This is a genomic window from Halosolutus halophilus (genome assembly GCF_022869805.1).
Taxonomy (GTDB): Archaea; Halobacteriota; Halobacteria; order Halobacteriales; family Natrialbaceae; genus Halosolutus; species Halosolutus halophilus.
On sequence record NZ_CP094974.1, the window covers coordinates 3,134,162 to 3,153,603 of the forward strand.

The following is a 19,442-nucleotide window of genomic DNA, read 5'->3' on the forward strand; positions in this document are numbered from 1 at the left end:
GCCGATCGGCCGTCGTCGTCGATCGTCCGTCATGCGTATCCCAGATCCTCCAGGTCTTCCTGCAGCGCGTCTTCCGTGACCACGTAGGCGGGGTCGAACCGATCAAACTGGCGTTCGAGGGCCGGATCGCTCGCCGGGTCGCCGTCCGAGAGTCGAACGATCCCCTCGCTCGTCGCGATGTTGTCGGCGTTCATCGCCGCCTTCTTCTCGCCGTAGGCGGCGAAGGCCACCTCGCGATCGAGCGTGCCGACGCCGTGCTCGCCCCCGGCGAGGATCGTCGGGACGTCGATCAGCGAGACGACCTCGCCGAGGTCGGGCGCGTTTCGCGTCCCGAACGGCACGTGGAGGAGTTCCGGGCGCATCTCGCCGGGGTGGCCCCACAGGCCGTCTTCCCCCAGTAGCTCGCCGTGGTCCGCACAGAAGACGACCCGCGTCTCGTCGGGGATGGCCTCCCAGAGCCGCGCCAGTTTCCGATCGAGTTCGGCCACCTCCCGGCGGTAGAGTTCGCGGACGAGGTCCTCGTCGTCCGCCGAGCCGCGACCCGAGAGTACGCGGCGGCTCACCCGCTGGGCCTCGGCTCGGCCCACGCTCGCGCCGTCGGGGTCGTAGGGGTGATGCGGCTCCATGAAGTGCAGCCAGCCGAACCACTCGTCGCGGTCTTCGCGTTCGAGTTCCGCGAGGAACGACTCGATCACGTCGTCGGCAGGCCGAAACGATTTCTCGATCTCGCCGAACCGGCTCCGGACCGCCTGGTACCGGTTCCAGCCCCAGCTGGCGAGATCGTACGCGAGGGTGCCGCGTTCCAGTATAATCGCACCCTTGTCCTTCAGCGTCTCCCCGCTGCCTTTCGGCGAGGTAAACGAGTCGAAGGCGTCGGCGTAGCCGTACTCCGCGGAGAGGAGGTGGTTCGTCGTAATGGCGATCCGTCGACAGTCGAACTCGCTGGCGACGCTGGTCGCCCGCCCGAGGCCGTCGCCGGTCGCGTACTCGCCGCCGACGATCGCGGGGAAACTTCCGAGGGTCGCCGTCGACGTCGCGAACGCCCGCGGGTGACGCTCTTCCAGGTAGTCTCTCGTCCGATCCATCTCGTCGAACCGATCGGCGCGGAGCGAGTCGACGGTGACCAGCAGCGTCGTCCGCGCCGTCTCGGTCGAAGCCGTGTCCGTATCAGTCGTCATTGTCGTCTCACCTCTGGGGTCATCGCTGGGCCACCTCAGGGAGTAGTTCGCTCGCGCTCGCAGTCGCGGCCTCGATGCGCATCCGTACGTCACGCAGGTCCATCACTTTCGCACCGACCCACGTTGGAACCGGGACGGACCCGTCGAGGACGGCGAGCGGCCTGTCGATGGACTGGTTCCCGAGCCAGAACTCGCGGGCGACGATCTGGTCGTACCCCCACTTCTCCCGGAAGTAGGACTTGCTCGCGAGGAGCTTGGTGCGATCGAGCCGGTTCGAGTCGTACTCGCTGCCGCCGCCGGGATGGTGGGGAAAGAGCACCGCGGGACAGGTGCCGAACCGCCAGTCGGTTCCCCGCCAGTGACCGACGAAGAAGTCGAGGTGCTCGCGACCGATCACGTAGTTCTCGTCCCAGGCCCGCTCCTCGAGACACGCCCGGCGGAACGTCACGACGTTCGGGACGAAGTCGAACGCGACGAGGGGGTAACCCGCCACCGTCTCGGCCGTCTTCGAGCCCGTGTCGCGGACGAGCACGTCGCCCTCCTCGAACAGGTCGTGACACAGTCCCTGTATTCGCCCGTGTTCCAGCAACAGCCCGCTGATCCCGCCGAAATCGGGGCGAGCCTCGAGCTGTCGCACGAGCATGGCCGCGTTCGTCGGCACCTCGTGGTCGCTATCGACGATCGTCAGGTACTCCTCGGAGAGCGCGTCGACGATCGCGTTGCGGCCGGGACCGAGCCCGGCGTCGTAGGGGAGGTCGATCAGTTCGAGGTCGAACGGCCACGCTCGCTCGTAGAGGTGCGTGCGTTCTTCGGTCCGGCCGTCGTCCGCGACGTAGACGACGTCGTACTCGTCCGCGGGAACGGACTCGAGGAGGGCCTCGAGCTTCTCGGTGCGGTTGAAGACCTTTACCCCGAGGGCGACGGCGGGATCGCTCACGACGACCCACCCTCCGCCCGGATCGTTCCGTCGACCGTCTCTGGTGGTTGCAACATCGTTCTCACTCCGTGTATCCGAGCGACGCCAGTCGATCCTGGACGTCGGCGTCGACCGGGCGTTCGTCGTCCATCGCTTCGGGTTCGATCGTCGGCTCTCTCGTCCTCTCGTCGCGGGCCTCGAGTTCGATCCACGGCACCCGGCGGATACTCGAAACGGGAGTGTCGGGGTGACCCCAGATCCCGAGTTCGCCCATCGCGTTGCCGTGGTCCGAACTCAGGACCAGCGTCCCGTCGACGTTCCGCCGGAGCGTCTGCACTGCATCCAGCCCGATCCGCAGGTTGTCGGCGTAGGCCGCCCACACCTCGTCTCTCTCGAGGTCGCCCTCTCGAACGCGACCCCACACGTTCAGCCCGGTCTCGTCGGCGTCGACGACCGAATCCGGCGATCCCCAGTCGTCCGGCCGATACCCCGCGTGGAGATCCGGTCGGTCGAGAAACGGTACGTGAGGTTGCATGTAGTGGACGACGACGCGATCGAAGTCGCCGTCGCGACAGGCGCGGATCGCCCGATCGGTGATCGGTTCCGGCCGGATCGAGCCGAGGTCGTCGTCCCAGGCGTACCGCCACACTTCGTCGACCAGTCCGAGGGGATGCTCGTCGTCGAGGATCTCCGCCGAGAACGGGTTCCCGGTTACGTAGGCCGTGTTCTCGAGTTCGGCATCCCGGGAGAGGAACGTCCGACGCATCCACTCCTTCGAGGATCCCGCGACCGAGTCGATCGCGCCCGCCTCGACGGCGCCGGGCGACGGGAGCCAGCCGTACTCCGCGGCGACATCGGCCATCAGGTCGACCCGACAGGCGTCCAGCAGGACGAGCACGTCCCACTCGCGCTCGAAGACGGTCTCGTCGGCGAAGTCGCCCATCCACAGCCGACGTCCCAGCCACTCGACGACGACCTCGATCGATCGTCGAACGCCGCGTTCCGGCAGCTTTCGCGCGAACCGTCCGACGCCCATCAGTCGACCACCTCCCGACTCGGCCCCGGGTCCACTCGTTCGGATCGCCACGATGGCGTCCGCGAGCACGACCGCTGCTCTGTGAGCGACTCCGTCCCCGTCATGCGTATCCCAGATCCTCGAGCTGTCGCATCACCGATTCGTCCAGTTCGCGGTCCTCCTCGACGTCCGTGCGACGGTCGAGTGCGTCGACGAGGTCCCGGAGCCGCGCTCGCGGGTCCTCGTAGGGGGGCTCGCCCCACTCCTCGAACCCGTCGAACGTCTCGTAGCCGAAATAGTCGCCCAGCGCGATCCCGTCGAGCCACCGGGTGCGGTACTCGAGGTCCTCGAACCCGTTGCGCCGCAGGGCGTCGAGGTGCCGCTCGGGAAGCCCGTGGTACTCGACGAGCACTTCGCAGCCGCGGAACCCGTCGTCCGACCCGTTTCGGTCCGCTGACTCCAGGCGGTCCGGGTCGGTGAGGTCGCGCCCTCGCGCGTCGGGATCGGATTCGAGGTCCGCCGCGGCGAGGACGGTCTCGTGGACGTCCATCAGGGACACCGATCGATCGTCGTGCGTGACGTCCTCGACCGCCCCGTCGCGCGCGTCGTAGATCGACAGCGGGACGCGGGCGAGTTCGGGGTAGATGCCCGAGAGGTGTTCCCAGCCGCCGTGTTCGCCGAGGAGTTCGCCGTGATCGCTGACCGTGACGATCACGTCGAACGACTCGCGCAGGGACGCGAAGATCCGCTCGTAGACGTGCGAGAGATACCGGACGCAGTCGTCGTACGCCCGTTCGAGGTCCGCGGGGTCGTCCGTCGGCTCGCCGAGCGAGGCGGCCAGCCCGTCGACGTCGACGTCGACGGTCTTCCACTCCGGGGGCGGATCGTACGGCGAGTGAGCCTCCATCAGGTTCAGGAAGAGGAACTCGTCGTCGCCGAACGCCGCGTCGCGGACCAGTTCGAGCGCGGTGCTCGCGCCGTCGTCGACGTGTTCGACGTGGCGAGCGAGCGGCGTGTCGCGAAGCTTCAGCTTCGCGCCGTGTTTCAGCGACGGGAGCGTCCGGCTGTCCCCAAGCAGAACCTCCTTGAGCGCGATCGCGTACCGCTCCGGGCCGTGCTCGCGCGTCTCCGCGATGAAGCCGTCCCAGTCGAAGAGGTCCTCCCCGTGGTGCTCCAGGCGCCAGCTCAGTTCGAACTGATCGAAGCCGCGGTCGGCGTCGAACACGGGGGAGAGGTTGGGGTTCGCGCTGAACGCCCGCGTCGTGTACCCGGCCGATCGCAGCCGCTCCGCGAGCAGGCGTTCGGGACAGTCGAAGGTCTGTGCGCCGGCGTAGACGCCGACCTCGCTCGCGTATCGGCCGGTGAACAGCGAGGCGTGCGCCGGGACCGTCCAGTGGCTCGTACTCCAGGCGCGATCGAACCGCCTGCCGGGAAGCCAGTCGAAGTGCTCCTCGAAGGCGTCGTCCCGGAGCGTGTCGAGGATGACGAGTGCGACGTTCGTCATGGGTGGAGAGTGCAATCGTGATCGGGAGTCGTGGTCATCTGTCGGATCGAACGGCGTTCGGGAGGTCGTACCGGATCGCGTCGACGAGGTTCCAGAACCCCTTGCGCCACAGCCAGTCGTTGACTCGGCCGGGGAGGGTGTCCGGAACGAGCACCGCTTCGTACCGACGGGGATACTCCTCTCGCAGGCGGGCCTCGAGGTTCCGGTCGAGCGTCGCTCGCGGCGGCTCCGGATGGAGCATTCGGACGTCGTCGTGGTACGCGCAGTGACCCGGCGCGTCGCGCTCCATCCGCCAGCCGAACTCGGTGTCGTCGCGCCAGCCGGCGAACGCCGATCGGAAGCCGCCGACGGCGACCGCTCCCTCGCGATCGAACGCGAGGTTGCAGCCGACGTAGCGTCGCTCGCCGTCGTAGGTCCGCCCGCCGTGAACGGCCCCCTCGAGGCAGACGAGGCCCGGGTCGCGATCGAACGCGCGCTCGACGCGCGAGAGCCAGTCACGGGGCGGCCGACAGTCGTCGTCCGTCAGCGCCACGATACTCCCCCGGGCGGCCCGAATTCCCTCGTTGCGCGCCTCGCAGATGTCGAGCGTCGCGTCGTCGACGACGATCACCTCGTAGGCGTCGACCGTCTGCTCGCGGAGGTGCTCGACGACGGCGTCGTGGCTGTTCGCGGGAATCGTCGGGACGACCACCGATACGCGGGGATCGGGGTGGTCTATCGGGCGGGAGACGCGTGAGACCGGCGGTTCCGTCACTCGTCGGTCACCCCCTCGAGCCGGGTCGATCCCGTTTCGTCGGTGCGCCGTCCCTCCGCGTCGCCCCATCGCGACCGATCCCGGTCCCGGTCCCGGTCCCCGCCGGATCTCGAATGCGGCTCCGCGGACGCCGTCTCCGCGACGACGTCACGGAGCCCCTGTGCGAACCGCTCGTACTCGTACCGCCTCGCCTCCTCGCGGATCGCGACCGGATCGAAGTCGTCGGGATCGAATCGTCGAACGGCGGCCCGGATCGAGGCGACGGTCGGGTCGAAGCGGAGCCCCGTCCGACCGCTCTGAATCTGGTACCGCGTGAACCCCTCGTCCACGCCGAGCAGGGGCTTGCCGGCCATCATGGTTTCTGCGCCGACGAGCCCGAAGTCCTCACGTTTCGGCGCGTAGACGACAGCGGTCGCCCGTGCGACGAGCGACTCGATGTCCTCGACGTAGCCCCGCACCTCGACGTTGTCGTGGGTCGCTGCGATCCGCTCGATTCGATCGCGTTGTTGCCCGTCGCCGGCGATCACGAGACGCTCGTCGAGCCCCGCGAAGGCCTTCGCGATCAGGTCGGTCCGCTTCTCGGGGGCGAGTCGGGACCACGTGACGAAGTAGCCGTCGTCGCCCTCGTTGCGCCAGTCGCCGGTCACCGGCGGGTAGACGACCGCCGCGTCCCGGTCGTAGAAGCGCCGGATTCGGTCCCGGACGAGTTCGCTGTTCGCGACGAACCGATCGACGTAATCGTTGGCCTCCTTGTCCAGCGCCCGCCAGCCCTTCGCGTAGGCCTTGACGCCGGCCTCGACGAACGGTTTTCGGAACGACGAGAGCCGATCGCGGTAAAGGTCGTACAGCCAGCGCGGCGGACTGTGCGGATAGTGGACGATCCGCTGGTCGGTCGTCGGGACGTAGTTCTTCGAGAGCGGCGCGCTCTCGAGGATCACGTCGTACCCGGTGAGGTCCTCGTGGGCGTCGGTCACGTCGAGTGCCACGTTGAGCGTCTCGAGGGGGTTCATTCCCTCGTTTTTCCACTCGAGGAACGGACGCCACGGGAGCGAGGTGTACTTGGCCTGCCGGAACGGGATCACCTCGACGTCGTCCGGCAGGGCCGTCCCCTCGGCGACGTAGGTCGTGTAGATCGGCGCGTCGAGCACCCGCGCGGCCTCTATCGCGAACTCCTCGCCGCCGCCGACGCCGGGGAACCGATCGTGGAGGATCGCGACGTCGGTCACCGTAACACCTCCCGGAGTTCCCGATCCGGCGTCCAGGTGCCGTCGTGTTCGGTCTCGTCCTCGGCGCGAAGGAGCGCCACGCTCGCGCGAAACAGCGATATCTGCGTGTCGAACAGGGAGTACAGCGGCTGGACCGGACCGAGCGCATCCCGGGAGCCGAGCGCGGTGAACGCGAGGACGCCGGCGGGGACGATCAGTCCGAGGGGGCCCAGCACGGCCAGCGAGCCGACCGTCGCGAGCGCGAGCGATCCGGCGACGAGCCACGGCGAGATCACCATGAACCACCAGTTGAACGGCAAGACGACGCGGCCGTAGGCTCCGTGTCGACCGAGCGCGTCGCGCTGTCGCCACAGGAGCCGTAACAGCCCCATCGCGCGGCGATCCTTCTGGTCGCGGCGCTTGCCGAACGAGGAGTGGGCGGCTTCCCGGTACCGGATGGCGGGATCGAAGACGACCCGCCCCCCGTTACGGCGAATTCGCAGGGCGAGTTCGGTGTCGTCCGCGATCGAGTCCGCGTCGACCGGCACGATCGCGTCGCGCTCGTACGCCGAGAACGGCCCGTGGAAGATCAGCGTCGAGTCGATGTGGGACTCGAGGACCTGGATCATCGTCTGGACGTCCCGGTAGCCCCGCTCAACCTCGCTGCCGCCGATGACGTCGGCGTTGCGGCCGGTCACCGCGGCCACCTCGGGATCCGCGAGGTTCGCGGCCGCCCGCCTGACGGCGTCGGGTGCGAGACGGGAGTCACAGTCGGTCTTGACCACGATTTCGTTTTCGGCGGCGGCGTAGGCCTCGTTCAGCGCGATCGCGAGCCCCTCGCGCTCGTCTTTTCGGATGAGCGTGAGGTCCGGGTCGGAGCGGCCGGCGAAGAAGGTCTCGACCAGGTCGGCCGTCCCGTCGTCGCTCGAGTCGACGACGACGAGTTCGACCCGATCCATGGGGTAGTCCAGTTCGACCAGTTCCTCGAGTTTCGACTCGACGATCGCCGCCTCGTTGTACGTCGGCAGGACGATGCTCACCGACGGCTCTCGAGGCCACGTGTCGGCGGGCGTACCCGAGGGACGCCGGAGGTAGTACACGCCGAGGTAGATTAGATAGGGAAGTCCCGTCAGTGCGATCAGACCGAACAGGGCCTCGAGGAGCCGCTTCATACGAGTACGCGTAGACCCTCAACAGATCGGTATATAGCCAGACGGCTTGCATTGTCCAAGGGAAGGTCGTTGCCCCTGGCAATCCGGTCCCAGCGCCGAACGACAGCGGCGATGGCGAGCGGGCACCGATCGCTTCACCGACCGACGAGGAGCGTCGTGCTCCGACCGGTGGCTTTTTGCGTCCGGACCGGAATTCCGGAGTACGCGATAAACCGTCGTGAACGGCATCACAGTTTCGTTACGCATGCCATATTCGGTATGCTTTTAGGGAGGGGCTCCCAATCCACACCCATGTCACTGACGACTGAGTCCGCCGTCGGTCACGACGAACTCGCCGTGCTGAAACTGCTCGCTCTCGAGGGCGGGCTCGAGGGCGACGTCAAGATTTCCTGTTCTCACCTCGCCGATCGGCTCGACGCGTCCAACCAGACCGCCTCGCGACGGCTCCAGCGACTCGAGAGTGCGGACCTGCTCGAGCGCGATACGGTCAGCGACGGCCAGTGGGTCGCGATCACCGACGACGGCGAACGAACCCTCCACGCCGAGTACGAGGATTACCGCCGCATCTTCGAGAGCGACTCCGAAGTCGAACTCGACGGCACCGTCACCAGCGGGATGGGCGAGGGCCGACACTACATCTCGCTGCCGGGCTACAGCCGCCAGTTCGAGGACCGGCTGGGGTACGAGCCGTTCCCCGGTACGCTGAACGTCGACCTCCGGGAGGACAGCGTCCGCCGGCGGAGCGCGGTCTCCTCGCTCGAACCGGTCCCGATCGACGGCTGGGAGGACGACGAACGGACGTACGGCCCTGCTGTCTGTCACCCCGCGACGATCGAGACGGCCGACGGCGACAGCTACGATCGGGCCCACGTCATCGCCCCCGAACGGACCCACCACGACGACGACCAACTCGAGGTCATCGCGCCCGACAAACTCCGCGAGGAACTCGCCCTCGAGGACGGCGACCGCGTCACCGTCTCCGTGGGTGATCGGCGATGACTGGCCGTCACGCGGGCGCCCGCTCGAACGCGGGGCCGGGCGACGCTGGGAGAGCCGCCGACCTCGATGCGTTCGATCGAGCCCTCGACGCGCTCCGGACCGGCGACCCGATCCTGGTCCACGACGCGGCCGATCGCGAAGGCGAGACGGACCTCATCTATCACGCCGACGCCGTCACGCCCGACGCCGTCGCCCGCCTGCGAAACGACGCCGGCGGGCTGGTCTGCGTCGCGCTCGGCCACGACGTCGCGGAGGCGTTCGACCTCCCCTTCTACACCGAGGAGGTCGACCACCCCGCCGCCGGGGACCACGACCTCGGCTACGACGAACGCTCCTCGTTCTCGCTGACGGTCAACCACCGCGACACCTACACCGGGATCACCGACGCCGATCGATCGACAACTATCCAGGCGCTCGGCGCGGCCGCCGCCGCTCCCGGACACGTCGACTTCGCCGAGCAGTTCCGCGTCCCCGGCCACGTCCACCTGCTGAAAGCCGCCCCCGACCTGCTCGCCCAGCGCGAGGGCCACACCGAACTGGGAATCGCCCTCGCCGACGTCGCCGACCTCCCCTCTGCCGTCGTCGTCTGCGAGATGCTCGACGACGAGACCGGCGAGGCGCTCACGCCGGCCGACGCCCGCGCCTACGCGGATCGCCACGGCTTCGCCTACCTCGAGGGCAGCGATATCACGTCACGGCTCGGCTGACCTCGCCGCACGTGGGCCGAACGATCGCCTCGGGTTCGTCTCTCGCACCTCAATCGTCGTCGGTCCCGATCGAGACCCGACCCGAGGTCGTCCCGGCCCGATACACCGCGTACAGCACGAGCACGGCGATCGTAAAGTCGAAACTGTGTTCGACGAGGTGGTGGACCGTCATCGGCACCAGTCCGAACACGGTCCCGAGACCGACCAGCGATCGGACCACGAGCAACCCGAGGACGATCGTGATCAGCAGATACCGGGTCGATCGACGCCGCCAATACGCGACGACGCCACAGCAAAAGAGCACCGTCGTCCCGAGGACGGCGAGGACGATGATGACGATGAGAACGGGCGCCAGCTGTGGATCCAGCCACGGGACGTCGAACGGGCTCGTGTAGTCCATGTCCGCTATACTCTAGCTGGGTCGAAGAGTACCGTAGGTGCTTCGGTCAGCGATCGAGTCGAACACGAGGCGTCGGCGGCGACTGCTACCGGTAGCGCCACCCAGCACCGGCTACCGCGACCGCCAGCGATACCCACCAGCGCCGGCTACTGCGGACGCCACCAGGTGCCGGCTCGATCGTCAGTCGAACCATTCGCCCGCCTGTCCACCGTCGATTCTCAGCCGCCGGGAACGATCGACCCGCCTTATGCCGGCTTCACTGCTAGGTGCCAATAGTCCCTAGTCGAGATTCCGGGACGGATTCACATGAGCGAGACGCGACGACAGATACGCGATCGCATCCACACGAACGCCGGAGTCCATTTCAACGAACTCGTCCGCAGATCCGAGTTCGCACCCGGACAGATCCAGTACCACGTCCGTCGACTGCTGGACGCGGACGAACTCGTCCGCAACGAATTCTACGGGCAGACCCACTACTACCCGCCCGGCTACGACGAGTGGGAACGCGCCGTCCTCGCGCTGTTCCGGCGCGAAACCGCCCGCGAAATCGTCGTCTACCTCATCGAACACGAGCCAGTCGATCCTGCCACGGTCGCCGCCGACCTCGATATCGCCCGGAGCACGCTCGAGTACCACCTCGACCGGCTCACCGACCACGACGTCGTCGAGAAACGCTACGACGATCGCAACCGCGTCAGTCTCCGCCTCGCGAACCCCGATCGGACCGCCCCGCTGCTCTCGGAGGTCACGCCGACCGTTCCCGATCGGCTGGTCGATCGGTTCACCCGACTCGTCGACGGCCTCCTCGAGAACGCGCCGGAAGCCGACCGGGCCACCGAGGCCGACTGAACGCCTCGTTGCAGGCCAGGCGCGCAATCCGACCGTTCCCGGTCGACCGCTCGGCCCCCGAATCGCGAACACTTAGTACGGTGGCTTGCAACACTTCCGAGCATGGGATTCGACGAGATGGACGTCGACACGATCTGGATGGACGGGGAGTTCGTCGACTGGGACGAGGCACAGATCCACGTGCTCACTCACGGACTCCACTACGGAACGGGCGTCTTCGAGGGCGCGCGGTGTTACGACACCGAGCGAGGGCCCGCGATCTTCCGCTGGGAGGAACACCTCGATCGGCTCTTCCAGTCCGCCAAACCGTACGAGATGGACATCGATTTCTCGAACGAAGAACTCACCGAGGCCACGATCGAACTCATCCAGCGCCAGGAACTGCCCTCCTGTTACATCCGACCGCTCGCGTTCTACGGCTACAACTCGCTGGGCGTGAGCCCGAAGGACTGTCCCACCCGGACGGCGATCGCCGTCTGGCCGTGGGGGGCCTACCTCGGCGAGGACGCCCTCGAGAACGGAATCGACGTGATGATCTCCTCGTGGCGGAAACACGCCTCGAGCCAGATCCCGACGAACGCGAAGACGACCGGCCTCTACGTCAACAGCATGCTCGCCGGCGAAGAAGCCCGCCGCAACGGCTACGCGGAGGCGATCGTGCTCAACAAGGAGGGCAACGTCGCCGAAGGCCCCGGCGAGAACATCTTCCTCGTGCGTGACGGCGAACTCTACACCCCCGGGCTCTCGGAGTCCATTCTCGACGGCATCACCCGCGATACCGTGATCACGCTCGCCGAGGACCTCGGCTACACCGTCCACGACAACGTCTCGATCTCCCGCGGCGAACTCAACACGGCCGACGAACTGTTCTTCACCGGTTCCGCCGCCGAGGTCACGCCCATCCGGAAGGTCGACAACGTCGTCATCGGCGACGGCTCCCGCGGTCCGATCACCGAGGAAATCCAGTCGAAATTCTTCGAGGTCGTCGAGCGGCGCACCGACGAGTACGACGAGTGGTTCCACTACGTCTAGACGCAAACTTTTGCGCTGCGGGGCGCCGGAGGCACTCCACGGGAAAATTTTGATGAAAAGCACTCCTCCCTCCGTTCCGGTGAGCGAAGCTCACCTCCACATCAGTCGTCGGCCCGCTCGCGTCGCCTGCGACGACGCTCGCGGCGAGTGTCGGTATCAGTAGCCTGCCCTCCCCCGGATCGCGTGCTCGCCCAGACCGGGCGAGCACGCTCTCGGCCACGAATCTCTGGATTCCGATGTTCAGTCTCCGATCGATCGGTCTCCGGTCGAAACCTCGAGTCGGAGGTCGTCGCCGTCCTGCAGTTCGTACGCGGTCGGATCGATCTCGTCGCCGTCGACGGTGACGGTAAACGTCATCGTCGTCCCCGGATTACCGGCGTCGTACGTCTCGCCGTCGATCCTCACGACGTGATCACCGTCGGCGTCCGTATACTCGAAATGCTTGAGCAGGTCGATCCCCTCCGCGAACGTGACCGGATCCTCGCCTTCCGTGAACCACTCGTCGTGACCCTCGTGGAGGTGGAACGCGATCGGGTCGTTCTCGGCGTGTTCGGACTGGAACCGGTCCGCGGAGAGATCGATCGGGACCCCGTTCACGACGACGTCGATGCTCCCGCGGCCGAGACGGTCGTCTCCTCGACCAGACAGCCCGCAAGGAGGGGAACGCTCGAGACGGAAGCGAGGACCGCTCGTCGCTTCGTACCGAGGGAAGGAGACGGTATCTCAAAACGTCCTTGCTTCGCTCCCACCGGTCTGGAATCGTCCCGATCGGCTGGAGAGACCGGTGTCGGTCGCGCTACTGAGCGATCGGAGTAACCGGTCGTTAGTCGTCGTCGGCCTTGTCCGGGTTCCCCGTCGAGTTCGCGCTCGCTTCGTCGACGACGTCGATCGAGACCCCGGCGTCCATGCCGCGATTGCGTTTCGCGTCGCCGAATCCGGCGCTGAGGACTCGCGTGAGCGCGTCCTCGACGTCCTCGTCGAGTTCGGTGATGTCCTCCGGGGCGACTTCGACGACGAATCCGGTCGTGATGTTCGGCGACGTCGGCAGGAAGAGGACCTCCCTGCCGTCTTCAGAGGTCTTGCCGGTCTTGAACGCCGTCATCCGGAGCCCGTCCCAGACCTCGATCTTGACCGGTTTCTGGAGCGACTCCTGTTCGCCGAAGGCGGTCTCGGCGGCCATCTTCGAGGCGTTGTAGACGACCCGCACGACGGGGACGCGGTTGGCGACGTCGTCGACGAGGCGTTCGACGAGGCCGCCGATCGTCGTCCGCATCAGGTAGCCGACCGAGAACGTGAGGATGATGAAGACGGTGAGCGCGACGATCACGCGGATGAGTTGCGCGAGCTGCTCGCGGGTCTGCTGGGCCTGCTCGCTGCCACCCGGGATCAGCCGCTGAAGGGCTGTTTCGTTCAGGATGAGTTCGGGAGTCACCCCGGCGACGAGTCCGTAGAGCCAGAAGATGACGTAGAGGGTAATGAGGATCGGGCCGAGGACGATCAGCCCGCTCGCGAAATCCCGCTTCCACGAAGCCATGTAGAGATTCTCTCACCAAAGGCTAATGAGCCCTTCCCTTTACCGGCCGACGATCGCCCGGACGGCGAACCAGAGGTTTTCCTTTCGCTCCATCGCCCGCCGATAGAAGTACGACTTCCAGCGGTCGCCGTAGGGGGCGTACTGCCAGACCTCGTAGTCCTCGGCGAGGGTGTCCTGGGCGTCCTCGCGGATGCCCATCAGCATCTGGATCTCGAAGTCCGTCCCGTGTTCCTCGTGGAGTTCGATCGCGCGGTCGATCATCGCCGGATCGTGACTGCCGACCGCGATACCGTCGTCGAAGTGCTCGAACGCGTACTCGAGGAGTGCCTCGTACTCGCGGTTGACCGTGGCCTTGTCCTTGTAAGCGAGAGCAGCGGGTTCGTCGTAGGCGCCCTTGACGAAGCGGACCTTGCCGGGGACGTCGGCGAGTCGCTTCACGTCCTCGCGGGTGCGTTTGAGGTTGGCCTGGACGCAGACCCCGACTCCGCCCTCGCGTTTCCAGGCGAGATCCTCGAACGCGTCGAGCGTCGCGTCGGTCGTCGTGTGATCTTCCATGTCGATCCAGACGAAGACTCCCTCCTCGGCAGCGGTGTCGACGATCTCGGTGAGTTCCTCGCGGAAGACGTCCTCGCCGATATCCAGCCCCAGTTGCGAGGGTTTGATCGAGATGCAGGCGTCGAGGTCTGCCGCTGCGATGTCGGCCGCGAGCGATCGGTACTCCGCAGCGTCCGCCCGGACCGACTCCCGATCGTCGTAGTGTTCACCGAGCAGGTTGACGATCGCCTTGCGGTCGCGTTCGTTCAGCTGTCGGACGTGATCGAGGGCTTCGGCCGGTGACTCCCCCGCGACGAAGCGATTCGCGATCGGCGGGATCATACGTCACCAATGTAACGCCATCACCAAGGCAGTTGGTGGTACTTCTCACCGACAGAGCGGGCGGCCGACGAGCACGAACCACCGGCGATTAAGATACCGGGGTTCGTCCCGGTCGATATGGCAGTGATCGAGACGATCGTCGTCGCCTTCTGGGCGATGTTGCCCGCCTACGTCCCTAACAACGCCGCGGTCCTGGCCGGCGGCGGCCGGCCGATCGACGGCGGTCGGACGTGGGGGGACAGGCGGGTCCTCGGAAACGGGAAGACGTGGCGCGGGACGGCCGCAGGCATCCTCGCCGGCGTGGCGCTCGCGGCCGTGCTCTCGCTGCTCGCCGACGACGTGAGTGCTGCGATCGGGATCGACGTGCCGGCGTTCGATCCGCTGGCCGCGATCGGACTCGCGGCCGGGGCGATGCTCGGCGACGTCCTCGCGTCGTTTCTCAAACGCCGGACGGGCCGCCAGCGCGGGGCGATGTTCCCCGGACTCGATCAGCTCGACTTCGTCGTCGTCTCGCTCCCGCTGACCGCCCTGCTCGCGACGGAGTGGTTCCGCGAGGTGTTCACCTGGGACGTGATCCTCGTCGTCGTCGTGCTCACGCCGCTGTTGCACGTGACGACGAACGTGATCGCGTACCAGCTCGGACTGAAGAACGAACCCTGGTGAGCCGCCAGGACTCGCCGTTCGCCGGTGCGACGTCCTTCGGATCCGGTGGCGGATCCCTGCGAATGTCGGGCGAACGACTACTGTGTCCCACGTGCACACTTCTCACGATCTGTCACCGACGACGGGAGAGCCGCACGCGTGGCCGGGAGTCGGGACAGATCAGCCGCTGAGCGATCTCCGGCCGACGACGGGAGTGGGCCGATGTTGGACCACTCTCCGTCCGGCCCACGACGGCGGTTCCTGCTTCGTCCGGACTGACTGTCACACCATCGTGCGTGGCCTACATGTGGTTCGTCGGCGTAGTCACCCGTATGACCGAGACGACACTCGCCGATCGGGAGTGTATCGCCTGTACCAGCGACGACGATCCGCTCGACGGCGCGGAACTCGACGAGTTGTACGAGAACCTCGACACCGACGTCTGGAAAATCGTCGACGAACACCACCTCGAGGGGACCTACGAGTTCGAGGACTTTCGCGACGCCCTCGAGTTCACGAAGGAGGTGGGCGAGCTGGCCGAGGAGGAGTGGCACCACCCCGACATCCACCTCTCCTGGGGTGAAGTCGTGATCGAGATGTGGACCCACAAGATCGACGGGCTGTTCGAGACCGACTTCATCATGGCCGCCCGCATGGACCGGTTCTACGAGGCGTACGCGCCGGACGCGTAGTACCGAGTCGCGTGACCGGCTCCGATCGAACTGAGAACGACTCCGATCGGCCGGCAATGACGGACCGGCGGCCGCCGGTTCGGCGGCCGATCGGCACTCGGAGTCCGGTCCCGGATTTTAGGCCTTCGACCGCGTAGATCCGGTCATGGACGTCGAGACGATCCTCTCGAAGCCACCCGACCCGCGATCCCACAGCTTTCCGGACTACTCGCTCCCGCACGGGGAGCCCGTACTGCCGATCGCGGTGACGCGGGACGAACTGTCGACGCTCCTCTCGCTCTACGAGACGTTCGCGGCCGTCGACCCGACCGGTATCGACTCGAACCCGTTTCTCAAGGCGACGACCGAGTTCCTCCAGCAGACGTTCGGGATGCCCCAGTACCGGCTGGACGATCAACTCCACGACGACATCGCGGGCATGCTCAACGACTTCTCCGACGACCTCGCCGGGGCGGAACTCGGTGTCGTCGACGCGACGCCGAAACACCACCGGACGCTCTACTTCTTCCTGGTCACCTGCCGCGGCTATCACTCGGCTCCACACGTCCACTTCGAACCGGACGCCGAGGCAGTCGACACGCTGTACCGGATCTACGAACGCGTGACCGAGCAAGACGTGTACCTCAAGCGGCCGGAGACGATCTTCGAGTAGACCGACTGGCACGGTCCGCGGGTCGGAATCTCGTCCTCGATCTCCGACGCCGCCGAGAACTGAGGACTCACTCGAACGCCTCGTGCAGGTCTGCCGCCAGGTCGGCGTGAGCCTCGTGGGCCACCTCGAGTTCCACCGGTGGCTCGAGCATCCCCGCGAAGCCGTGGATCATGTCGGGATAGTTCCGGTCGGAGACGGAAACGCCCGCCTCCGCGAGCCGATCGGCGTATGCCGCCCCGTCGTCCCGCAACGGATCGAACCCCGCCGTGACGATCGTCGCCGGCGGGAGGTCCGAGAGCAGGCGATCGCTCGCGAGTCGCGGGGCGGCGAAGACGTTGGCCTCGTCGATCTCGCGCTCGAAGTAGTGGGTCCGGAACCACTCGCTCTCCTCGGTCGAGAGCAGGTAGCCGTCGCCGTAGGCCTCGTACGAGTCGGTTCCGGTCGCGTCCCCCGTCGCGGGGTAGAAGAGCACCTGGTAGGCGACCGGCGGTCCGTCGCGACGGTTCGTCAGCAGGCACGTCGCCGTGGCGAGGGTCCCGCCCGCGCTCTCGCCCGCGAGGACGATCCGGTCCCGATCGCCACCGAGGTCGTCGACGCTGTCGGCGGCCCATTCGAGCGCGGCGTAACAGTCCTCGAGCCCGGCCGGGAACGGGTGTTCGGGGGCGAGGCGATAGCCCACGCTGACGACCGGGTAGCCGGTCTCGGTCGCCAGTTTGCGACACGTCGCGTCGTCGGCGTCGATGCTCCCGACGACCCAGCCGCCGCCGTGGAAATAACAGATCGTGGGTCGGGACTCGTCGTCAGCCCGATCGGAATCGGAACCCGGATCGGGATCGTAGATTCGGATCGGTATCTCGCCGGCCGGCCCGTCGATCCGGCGGTCCTCGACGCGCGCGACCGCGATGTCGGAGTCTCGATCGAACATCGCCGCCATCGTCTCGCGCGCCCGCTCGGGCGTGAGATCTGCGAGCGACGGAACGTCCATCGCCTCGAGCGCATCGAGGACGGCCTGTGCCTCGGGATGTGGCTCGTCCGCAGCGGTGGGCGTCATCGTCCGTGAATCGAACCGGATCGTCAAAAAACGTGACCTCCTCGCAAGACGGGCCGTCCTGTCCGGTATACGCACCCCGAACTGATCGTGGCGACGACTACGGAACGACCGTTCGTAGCTCGCTGAAGACCTCGAAAATCGCCGATCGCGGCCCGTATCGACCGTGAACCCCTCGAAGTCCGGCCACATATCAAAAACCGATTATTGTGTATGTGCTATATGGATATTGTGGACAAACTATTTATCGTTGTTTCACTTGCTCCAACGTATGACGGTAGGCCCACCGATCGACGAACTTCACTACGACGACGCGCCGGACGTCGGCACCGTTCCAGGACCGAACTCCCGGAATCTGCTCGAAAAACAGCGGGAAATCGACAGCAATGCCGTCGCCTATCCGGAGGACATCCCCGTCGCGTTCGAGGAGGGAAGCGGCGCGACGGTCCGCGACGCCGACGGCAACACGTACATCGACATGTTCGCCGGCATCGGCGTCCTCAACGTCGGCCACGCGAACCCGTACGTGCTCGAAGCCGTCCACGAGCAGGCGGACAAACTGGTCCACACGGTCGACTTCCCGACCGAGGCACGACTCGAACTGATCGAAAAACTCGACGAGATCGCGCCCGACGGACTGCAAGGGAACACCCGGGTCGTCTTCGGCGGTCCCACGGGCAGCGATGCGATCGAGGCCTCGATCAAACTCGCCAAGTACAACACCGGCGGCGACGGTCTGGTCGCGTTCCGCGGTGCGTACCACGGTGCGACGACCGGCGCGATGAGCATCACCTCGAACACCAAGTTCAAAGGCCACTACACGCCGCTGCTGTCGGACGTCGTTCACGCGCCGTACCCGTACCCGGTCAATCAGGGGAAAGAACCCCAGGAAGCGGTCGATCACGCGCTCGAGGAGGTCCAGGCGATCGTCGAAGATCCGTACGGCGGTCTCGCTAACCCGGCCGGGATCTTCGTCGAACCGATCCAGGGCGAGGGTGGCGTCGTGACGCCGCCGGAAGGGTTCCTGCAGGGGCTTCGCGACATCGCGGACGACAACGAGATCCCGCTCGTCTTCGACGAGATCCAGAGCGGACTGGGGCGCACCGGCGAGTGGTGGGCCTGCGACTGGGCGGGGGTCACGCCGGACGCGATGACCTCCGCGAAAGCGCTCGGCGGCGTCGGCTTCCCGCTGTCGGCGACGATCTATCACGAGGACCTCGACACGTGGGGGTCGGGCGATCACGCCGGCACCTACCGGGGTCACGTCGTCGGAATGCGGGCCGGCACACGGGCGATCGAGTACATTCAGGCCCACGACCTGCTGGCCCACGCCCGCGATCTGGGCGAGACGATCCGCGGCCGACTGCGCGAAGCCGCCGCGGAAACCGATCGACTCGTCGAAGTCCGGGGACAGGGGCTGTTCATCGGTGCCGAGTTCGTCGACGCCGACGGCTCCCCGGACGGCGACCTCGTCGACGCCATTCAGCAGTACTGTTTCGAACGCGGCGTCCTCGTCTGGACGGCCGGGCGACACGGCAGCGTCCTCCGGCTCCTGCCGCCGCTCGTCCTCACCCACGAACTCGCCGAGACGGCCCTCGACGTCGTCGTCGAGGCGATCGAACACGTGACCGAGCAGGCCGCACGGACCGCCTGACCCGACCACGCAGGCCATGACTGACGCGACTCCTATCGAAACCGACGACGCACCGAGCAACGACAACCCCTACTCACAGGGCGTCCGTGCCGGAGAGACGCTCTACGTCTCCGGGTACGGCCCCGTCGATCCCGACACGGGCGAGGTCGTCGACGGCGACATCGCCACCCAGACCGATCGCGTGCTCGACAACATCGCCGCCGTGGTCGACGATGCCGGCGGCGACGGCCTCGCCGACCTCGTCAAAGTGACCGTCTACCTGACCGACCTCGCGGACTACGAGCGGGTCAACGAGGCCTACGGCGAACGATTCGACGACGCTCCGCCGGCACGAGTCTGCGTGGAGGTCTCGCGACTCCCCGAGGACGTCCGCATCGAACTGGACGCGACCGCGTACCTCGGGTAGCCGGTTCGAGAGGCGAGAACCAACTGCAGAGACGATCGACCGGTTCCAAACTGCAAACCGCGTTCGACCGGAACATCGGGCACTGGCTGTGTTTCGTGATCCTCGACGCGTCCCGGACCGGACGCGTCGGTCACCGTTCGTTCCCGCGTGCAAAATCGAGCCGAATCCGATCGAATTCGTGACGCTCTCCATCGATCGTCCGTA

General features: G+C 66.7%; 21 protein-coding genes. 9 read left to right on the forward strand and 12 right to left on the reverse strand.

Annotation, left to right across the window (positions count from 1 at the left end; translation table 11 throughout):
- Positions 1 to 29: 29 nt before the first annotated feature.
- The 7 genes from MUG98_RS15350 to MUG98_RS15380 all read right to left on the reverse strand — a co-directional run bounded on the left by MUG98_RS15350 (position 30) and on the right by MUG98_RS15380 (position 7,744).
- Entirely contained in the window at positions 30 to 1,178 is a 1,149-nt protein-coding gene (locus MUG98_RS15350; protein WP_265108316.1) for a sulfatase-like hydrolase/transferase, read from the reverse strand.
- A 19-nt stretch (positions 1,179 to 1,197) separates the two neighbouring features.
- On the reverse strand, positions 1,198 to 2,115 hold the full coding sequence (locus MUG98_RS15355; protein ID WP_265108317.1) for a glycosyltransferase family 2 protein: 918 nt from the start codon (positions 2,113 to 2,115) through the stop codon (positions 1,198 to 1,200).
- Between the two features lie 61 nt (positions 2,116 to 2,176).
- Positions 2,177 to 3,130: an alkaline phosphatase family protein gene (locus tag MUG98_RS15360; RefSeq protein ID WP_265108318.1), complete on the reverse strand. Its 954-nt coding sequence runs from the start codon at positions 3,128 to 3,130 to the stop codon at positions 2,177 to 2,179.
- A gap of 100 nt (positions 3,131 to 3,230) precedes the next feature.
- On the reverse strand, positions 3,231 to 4,613 hold the full coding sequence (locus MUG98_RS15365; protein WP_265108319.1) for a sulfatase-like hydrolase/transferase: 1,383 nt from the start codon (positions 4,611 to 4,613) through the stop codon (positions 3,231 to 3,233).
- A gap of 34 nt (positions 4,614 to 4,647) precedes the next feature.
- Positions 4,648 to 5,367 (reverse strand): glycosyltransferase family 2 protein, encoded by a 720-nt coding sequence (locus tag MUG98_RS15370; RefSeq protein ID WP_265108320.1) that lies wholly within the window; start codon positions 5,365 to 5,367, stop codon positions 4,648 to 4,650.
- Positions 5,364 to 6,593, reverse strand: coding sequence for a glycosyltransferase (locus tag MUG98_RS15375; protein ID WP_265108321.1), 1,230 nt, complete (start codon positions 6,591 to 6,593; stop codon positions 5,364 to 5,366). Before MUG98_RS15375 ends, MUG98_RS15370 begins: the two co-directional genes overlap by 4 nt.
- Positions 6,590 to 7,744: a glycosyltransferase gene (locus MUG98_RS15380; protein ID WP_265108322.1), complete on the reverse strand. Its 1,155-nt coding sequence runs from the start codon at positions 7,742 to 7,744 to the stop codon at positions 6,590 to 6,592. Before MUG98_RS15380 ends, MUG98_RS15375 begins: the two co-directional genes overlap by 4 nt.
- Positions 7,745 to 8,035: 291 nt before the next feature.
- Here MUG98_RS15380 and MUG98_RS15385 point away from each other — a divergent pair, with 291 nt between their 5' ends.
- Complete coding sequence (locus MUG98_RS15385; protein WP_265108323.1) at positions 8,036 to 8,743, forward strand: CTP-dependent riboflavin kinase; 708 nt, start codon at positions 8,036 to 8,038, stop codon at positions 8,741 to 8,743.
- Positions 8,740 to 9,450, forward strand: coding sequence for a 3,4-dihydroxy-2-butanone-4-phosphate synthase (ribB, locus tag MUG98_RS15390; protein WP_265108324.1), 711 nt, complete (start codon positions 8,740 to 8,742; stop codon positions 9,448 to 9,450). The genes MUG98_RS15385 and ribB overlap by 4 nt, the downstream gene beginning before the upstream one ends.
- Before the next feature lie 49 nt (positions 9,451 to 9,499).
- On the opposite strand, the gene MUG98_RS15395 is transcribed toward ribB, so the two are convergent.
- Positions 9,500 to 9,850 (reverse strand): DUF7471 family protein, encoded by a 351-nt coding sequence (locus tag MUG98_RS15395; RefSeq protein ID WP_265108325.1) that lies wholly within the window; start codon positions 9,848 to 9,850, stop codon positions 9,500 to 9,502.
- A gap of 306 nt (positions 9,851 to 10,156) precedes the next feature.
- Between MUG98_RS15395 and MUG98_RS15400 the strand changes: the two genes are divergently transcribed.
- Together MUG98_RS15400 and MUG98_RS15405 are read left to right on the forward strand one after the other, a co-directional pair.
- A complete protein-coding gene (locus MUG98_RS15400) occupies positions 10,157 to 10,702 on the forward strand; it encodes a winged helix-turn-helix transcriptional regulator (RefSeq protein ID WP_265108326.1) in 546 nt (181 codons plus the stop codon).
- Between the two features lie 102 nt (positions 10,703 to 10,804).
- Positions 10,805 to 11,734, forward strand: coding sequence for a branched-chain amino acid transaminase (locus tag MUG98_RS15405; RefSeq protein ID WP_265108327.1), 930 nt, complete (start codon positions 10,805 to 10,807; stop codon positions 11,732 to 11,734).
- Between the two features lie 240 nt (positions 11,735 to 11,974).
- On the opposite strand, the gene MUG98_RS15410 is transcribed toward MUG98_RS15405, so the two are convergent.
- The 3 genes from MUG98_RS15410 to MUG98_RS15420 form a co-directional block, all read right to left on the reverse strand.
- A complete protein-coding gene (locus tag MUG98_RS15410) occupies positions 11,975 to 12,331 on the reverse strand; it encodes a hypothetical protein (RefSeq protein ID WP_320443080.1) in 357 nt (118 codons plus the stop codon).
- A 226-nt stretch (positions 12,332 to 12,557) separates the two neighbouring features.
- Entirely contained in the window at positions 12,558 to 13,268 is a 711-nt protein-coding gene (locus tag MUG98_RS15415) for a DUF502 domain-containing protein (protein ID WP_265108328.1), read from the reverse strand.
- 39 nt (positions 13,269 to 13,307) lie between these two features.
- Positions 13,308 to 14,144 (reverse strand): proline dehydrogenase family protein, encoded by an 837-nt coding sequence (locus tag MUG98_RS15420; RefSeq protein ID WP_265108329.1) that lies wholly within the window; start codon positions 14,142 to 14,144, stop codon positions 13,308 to 13,310.
- Positions 14,145 to 14,261: 117 nt separating this feature from the next.
- Here MUG98_RS15420 and MUG98_RS15425 point away from each other — a divergent pair, with 117 nt between their 5' ends.
- From MUG98_RS15425 to MUG98_RS15435, 3 genes are all read left to right on the forward strand, one after another.
- Complete coding sequence (locus MUG98_RS15425) at positions 14,262 to 14,807, forward strand: CDP-2,3-bis-(O-geranylgeranyl)-sn-glycerol synthase (protein ID WP_265108330.1); 546 nt, start codon at positions 14,262 to 14,264, stop codon at positions 14,805 to 14,807.
- Between the two features lie 311 nt (positions 14,808 to 15,118).
- The gene (locus tag MUG98_RS15430) at positions 15,119 to 15,478 is read left to right on the forward strand and encodes a 4a-hydroxytetrahydrobiopterin dehydratase (RefSeq protein WP_265108331.1); all 360 of its coding nucleotides are present in this window, start codon (positions 15,119 to 15,121) and stop codon (positions 15,476 to 15,478) included.
- 145 nt (positions 15,479 to 15,623) lie between these two features.
- Complete coding sequence (locus MUG98_RS15435; RefSeq protein ID WP_265108332.1) at positions 15,624 to 16,130, forward strand: hypothetical protein; 507 nt, start codon at positions 15,624 to 15,626, stop codon at positions 16,128 to 16,130.
- 67 nt (positions 16,131 to 16,197) lie between these two features.
- Here the strand turns inward: MUG98_RS15435 and MUG98_RS15440 are convergent, their stop codons facing one another.
- Positions 16,198 to 17,181, reverse strand: coding sequence for an alpha/beta hydrolase (locus tag MUG98_RS15440; protein ID WP_265108333.1), 984 nt, complete (start codon positions 17,179 to 17,181; stop codon positions 16,198 to 16,200).
- Between the two features lie 268 nt (positions 17,182 to 17,449).
- On the opposite strand from MUG98_RS15440, the gene MUG98_RS15445 reads away from it, so the two are divergent.
- Together MUG98_RS15445 and MUG98_RS15450 are read left to right on the forward strand one after the other, a co-directional pair.
- A complete protein-coding gene (locus MUG98_RS15445; RefSeq protein ID WP_265108334.1) occupies positions 17,450 to 18,832 on the forward strand; it encodes an aspartate aminotransferase family protein in 1,383 nt (460 codons plus the stop codon).
- Between the two features lie 16 nt (positions 18,833 to 18,848).
- Positions 18,849 to 19,238, forward strand: a complete 390-nt coding sequence (locus MUG98_RS15450) for a Rid family detoxifying hydrolase (protein ID WP_265108335.1) — start codon at positions 18,849 to 18,851, stop codon at positions 19,236 to 19,238.
- Positions 19,239 to 19,442 lie beyond the last annotated feature (204 nt).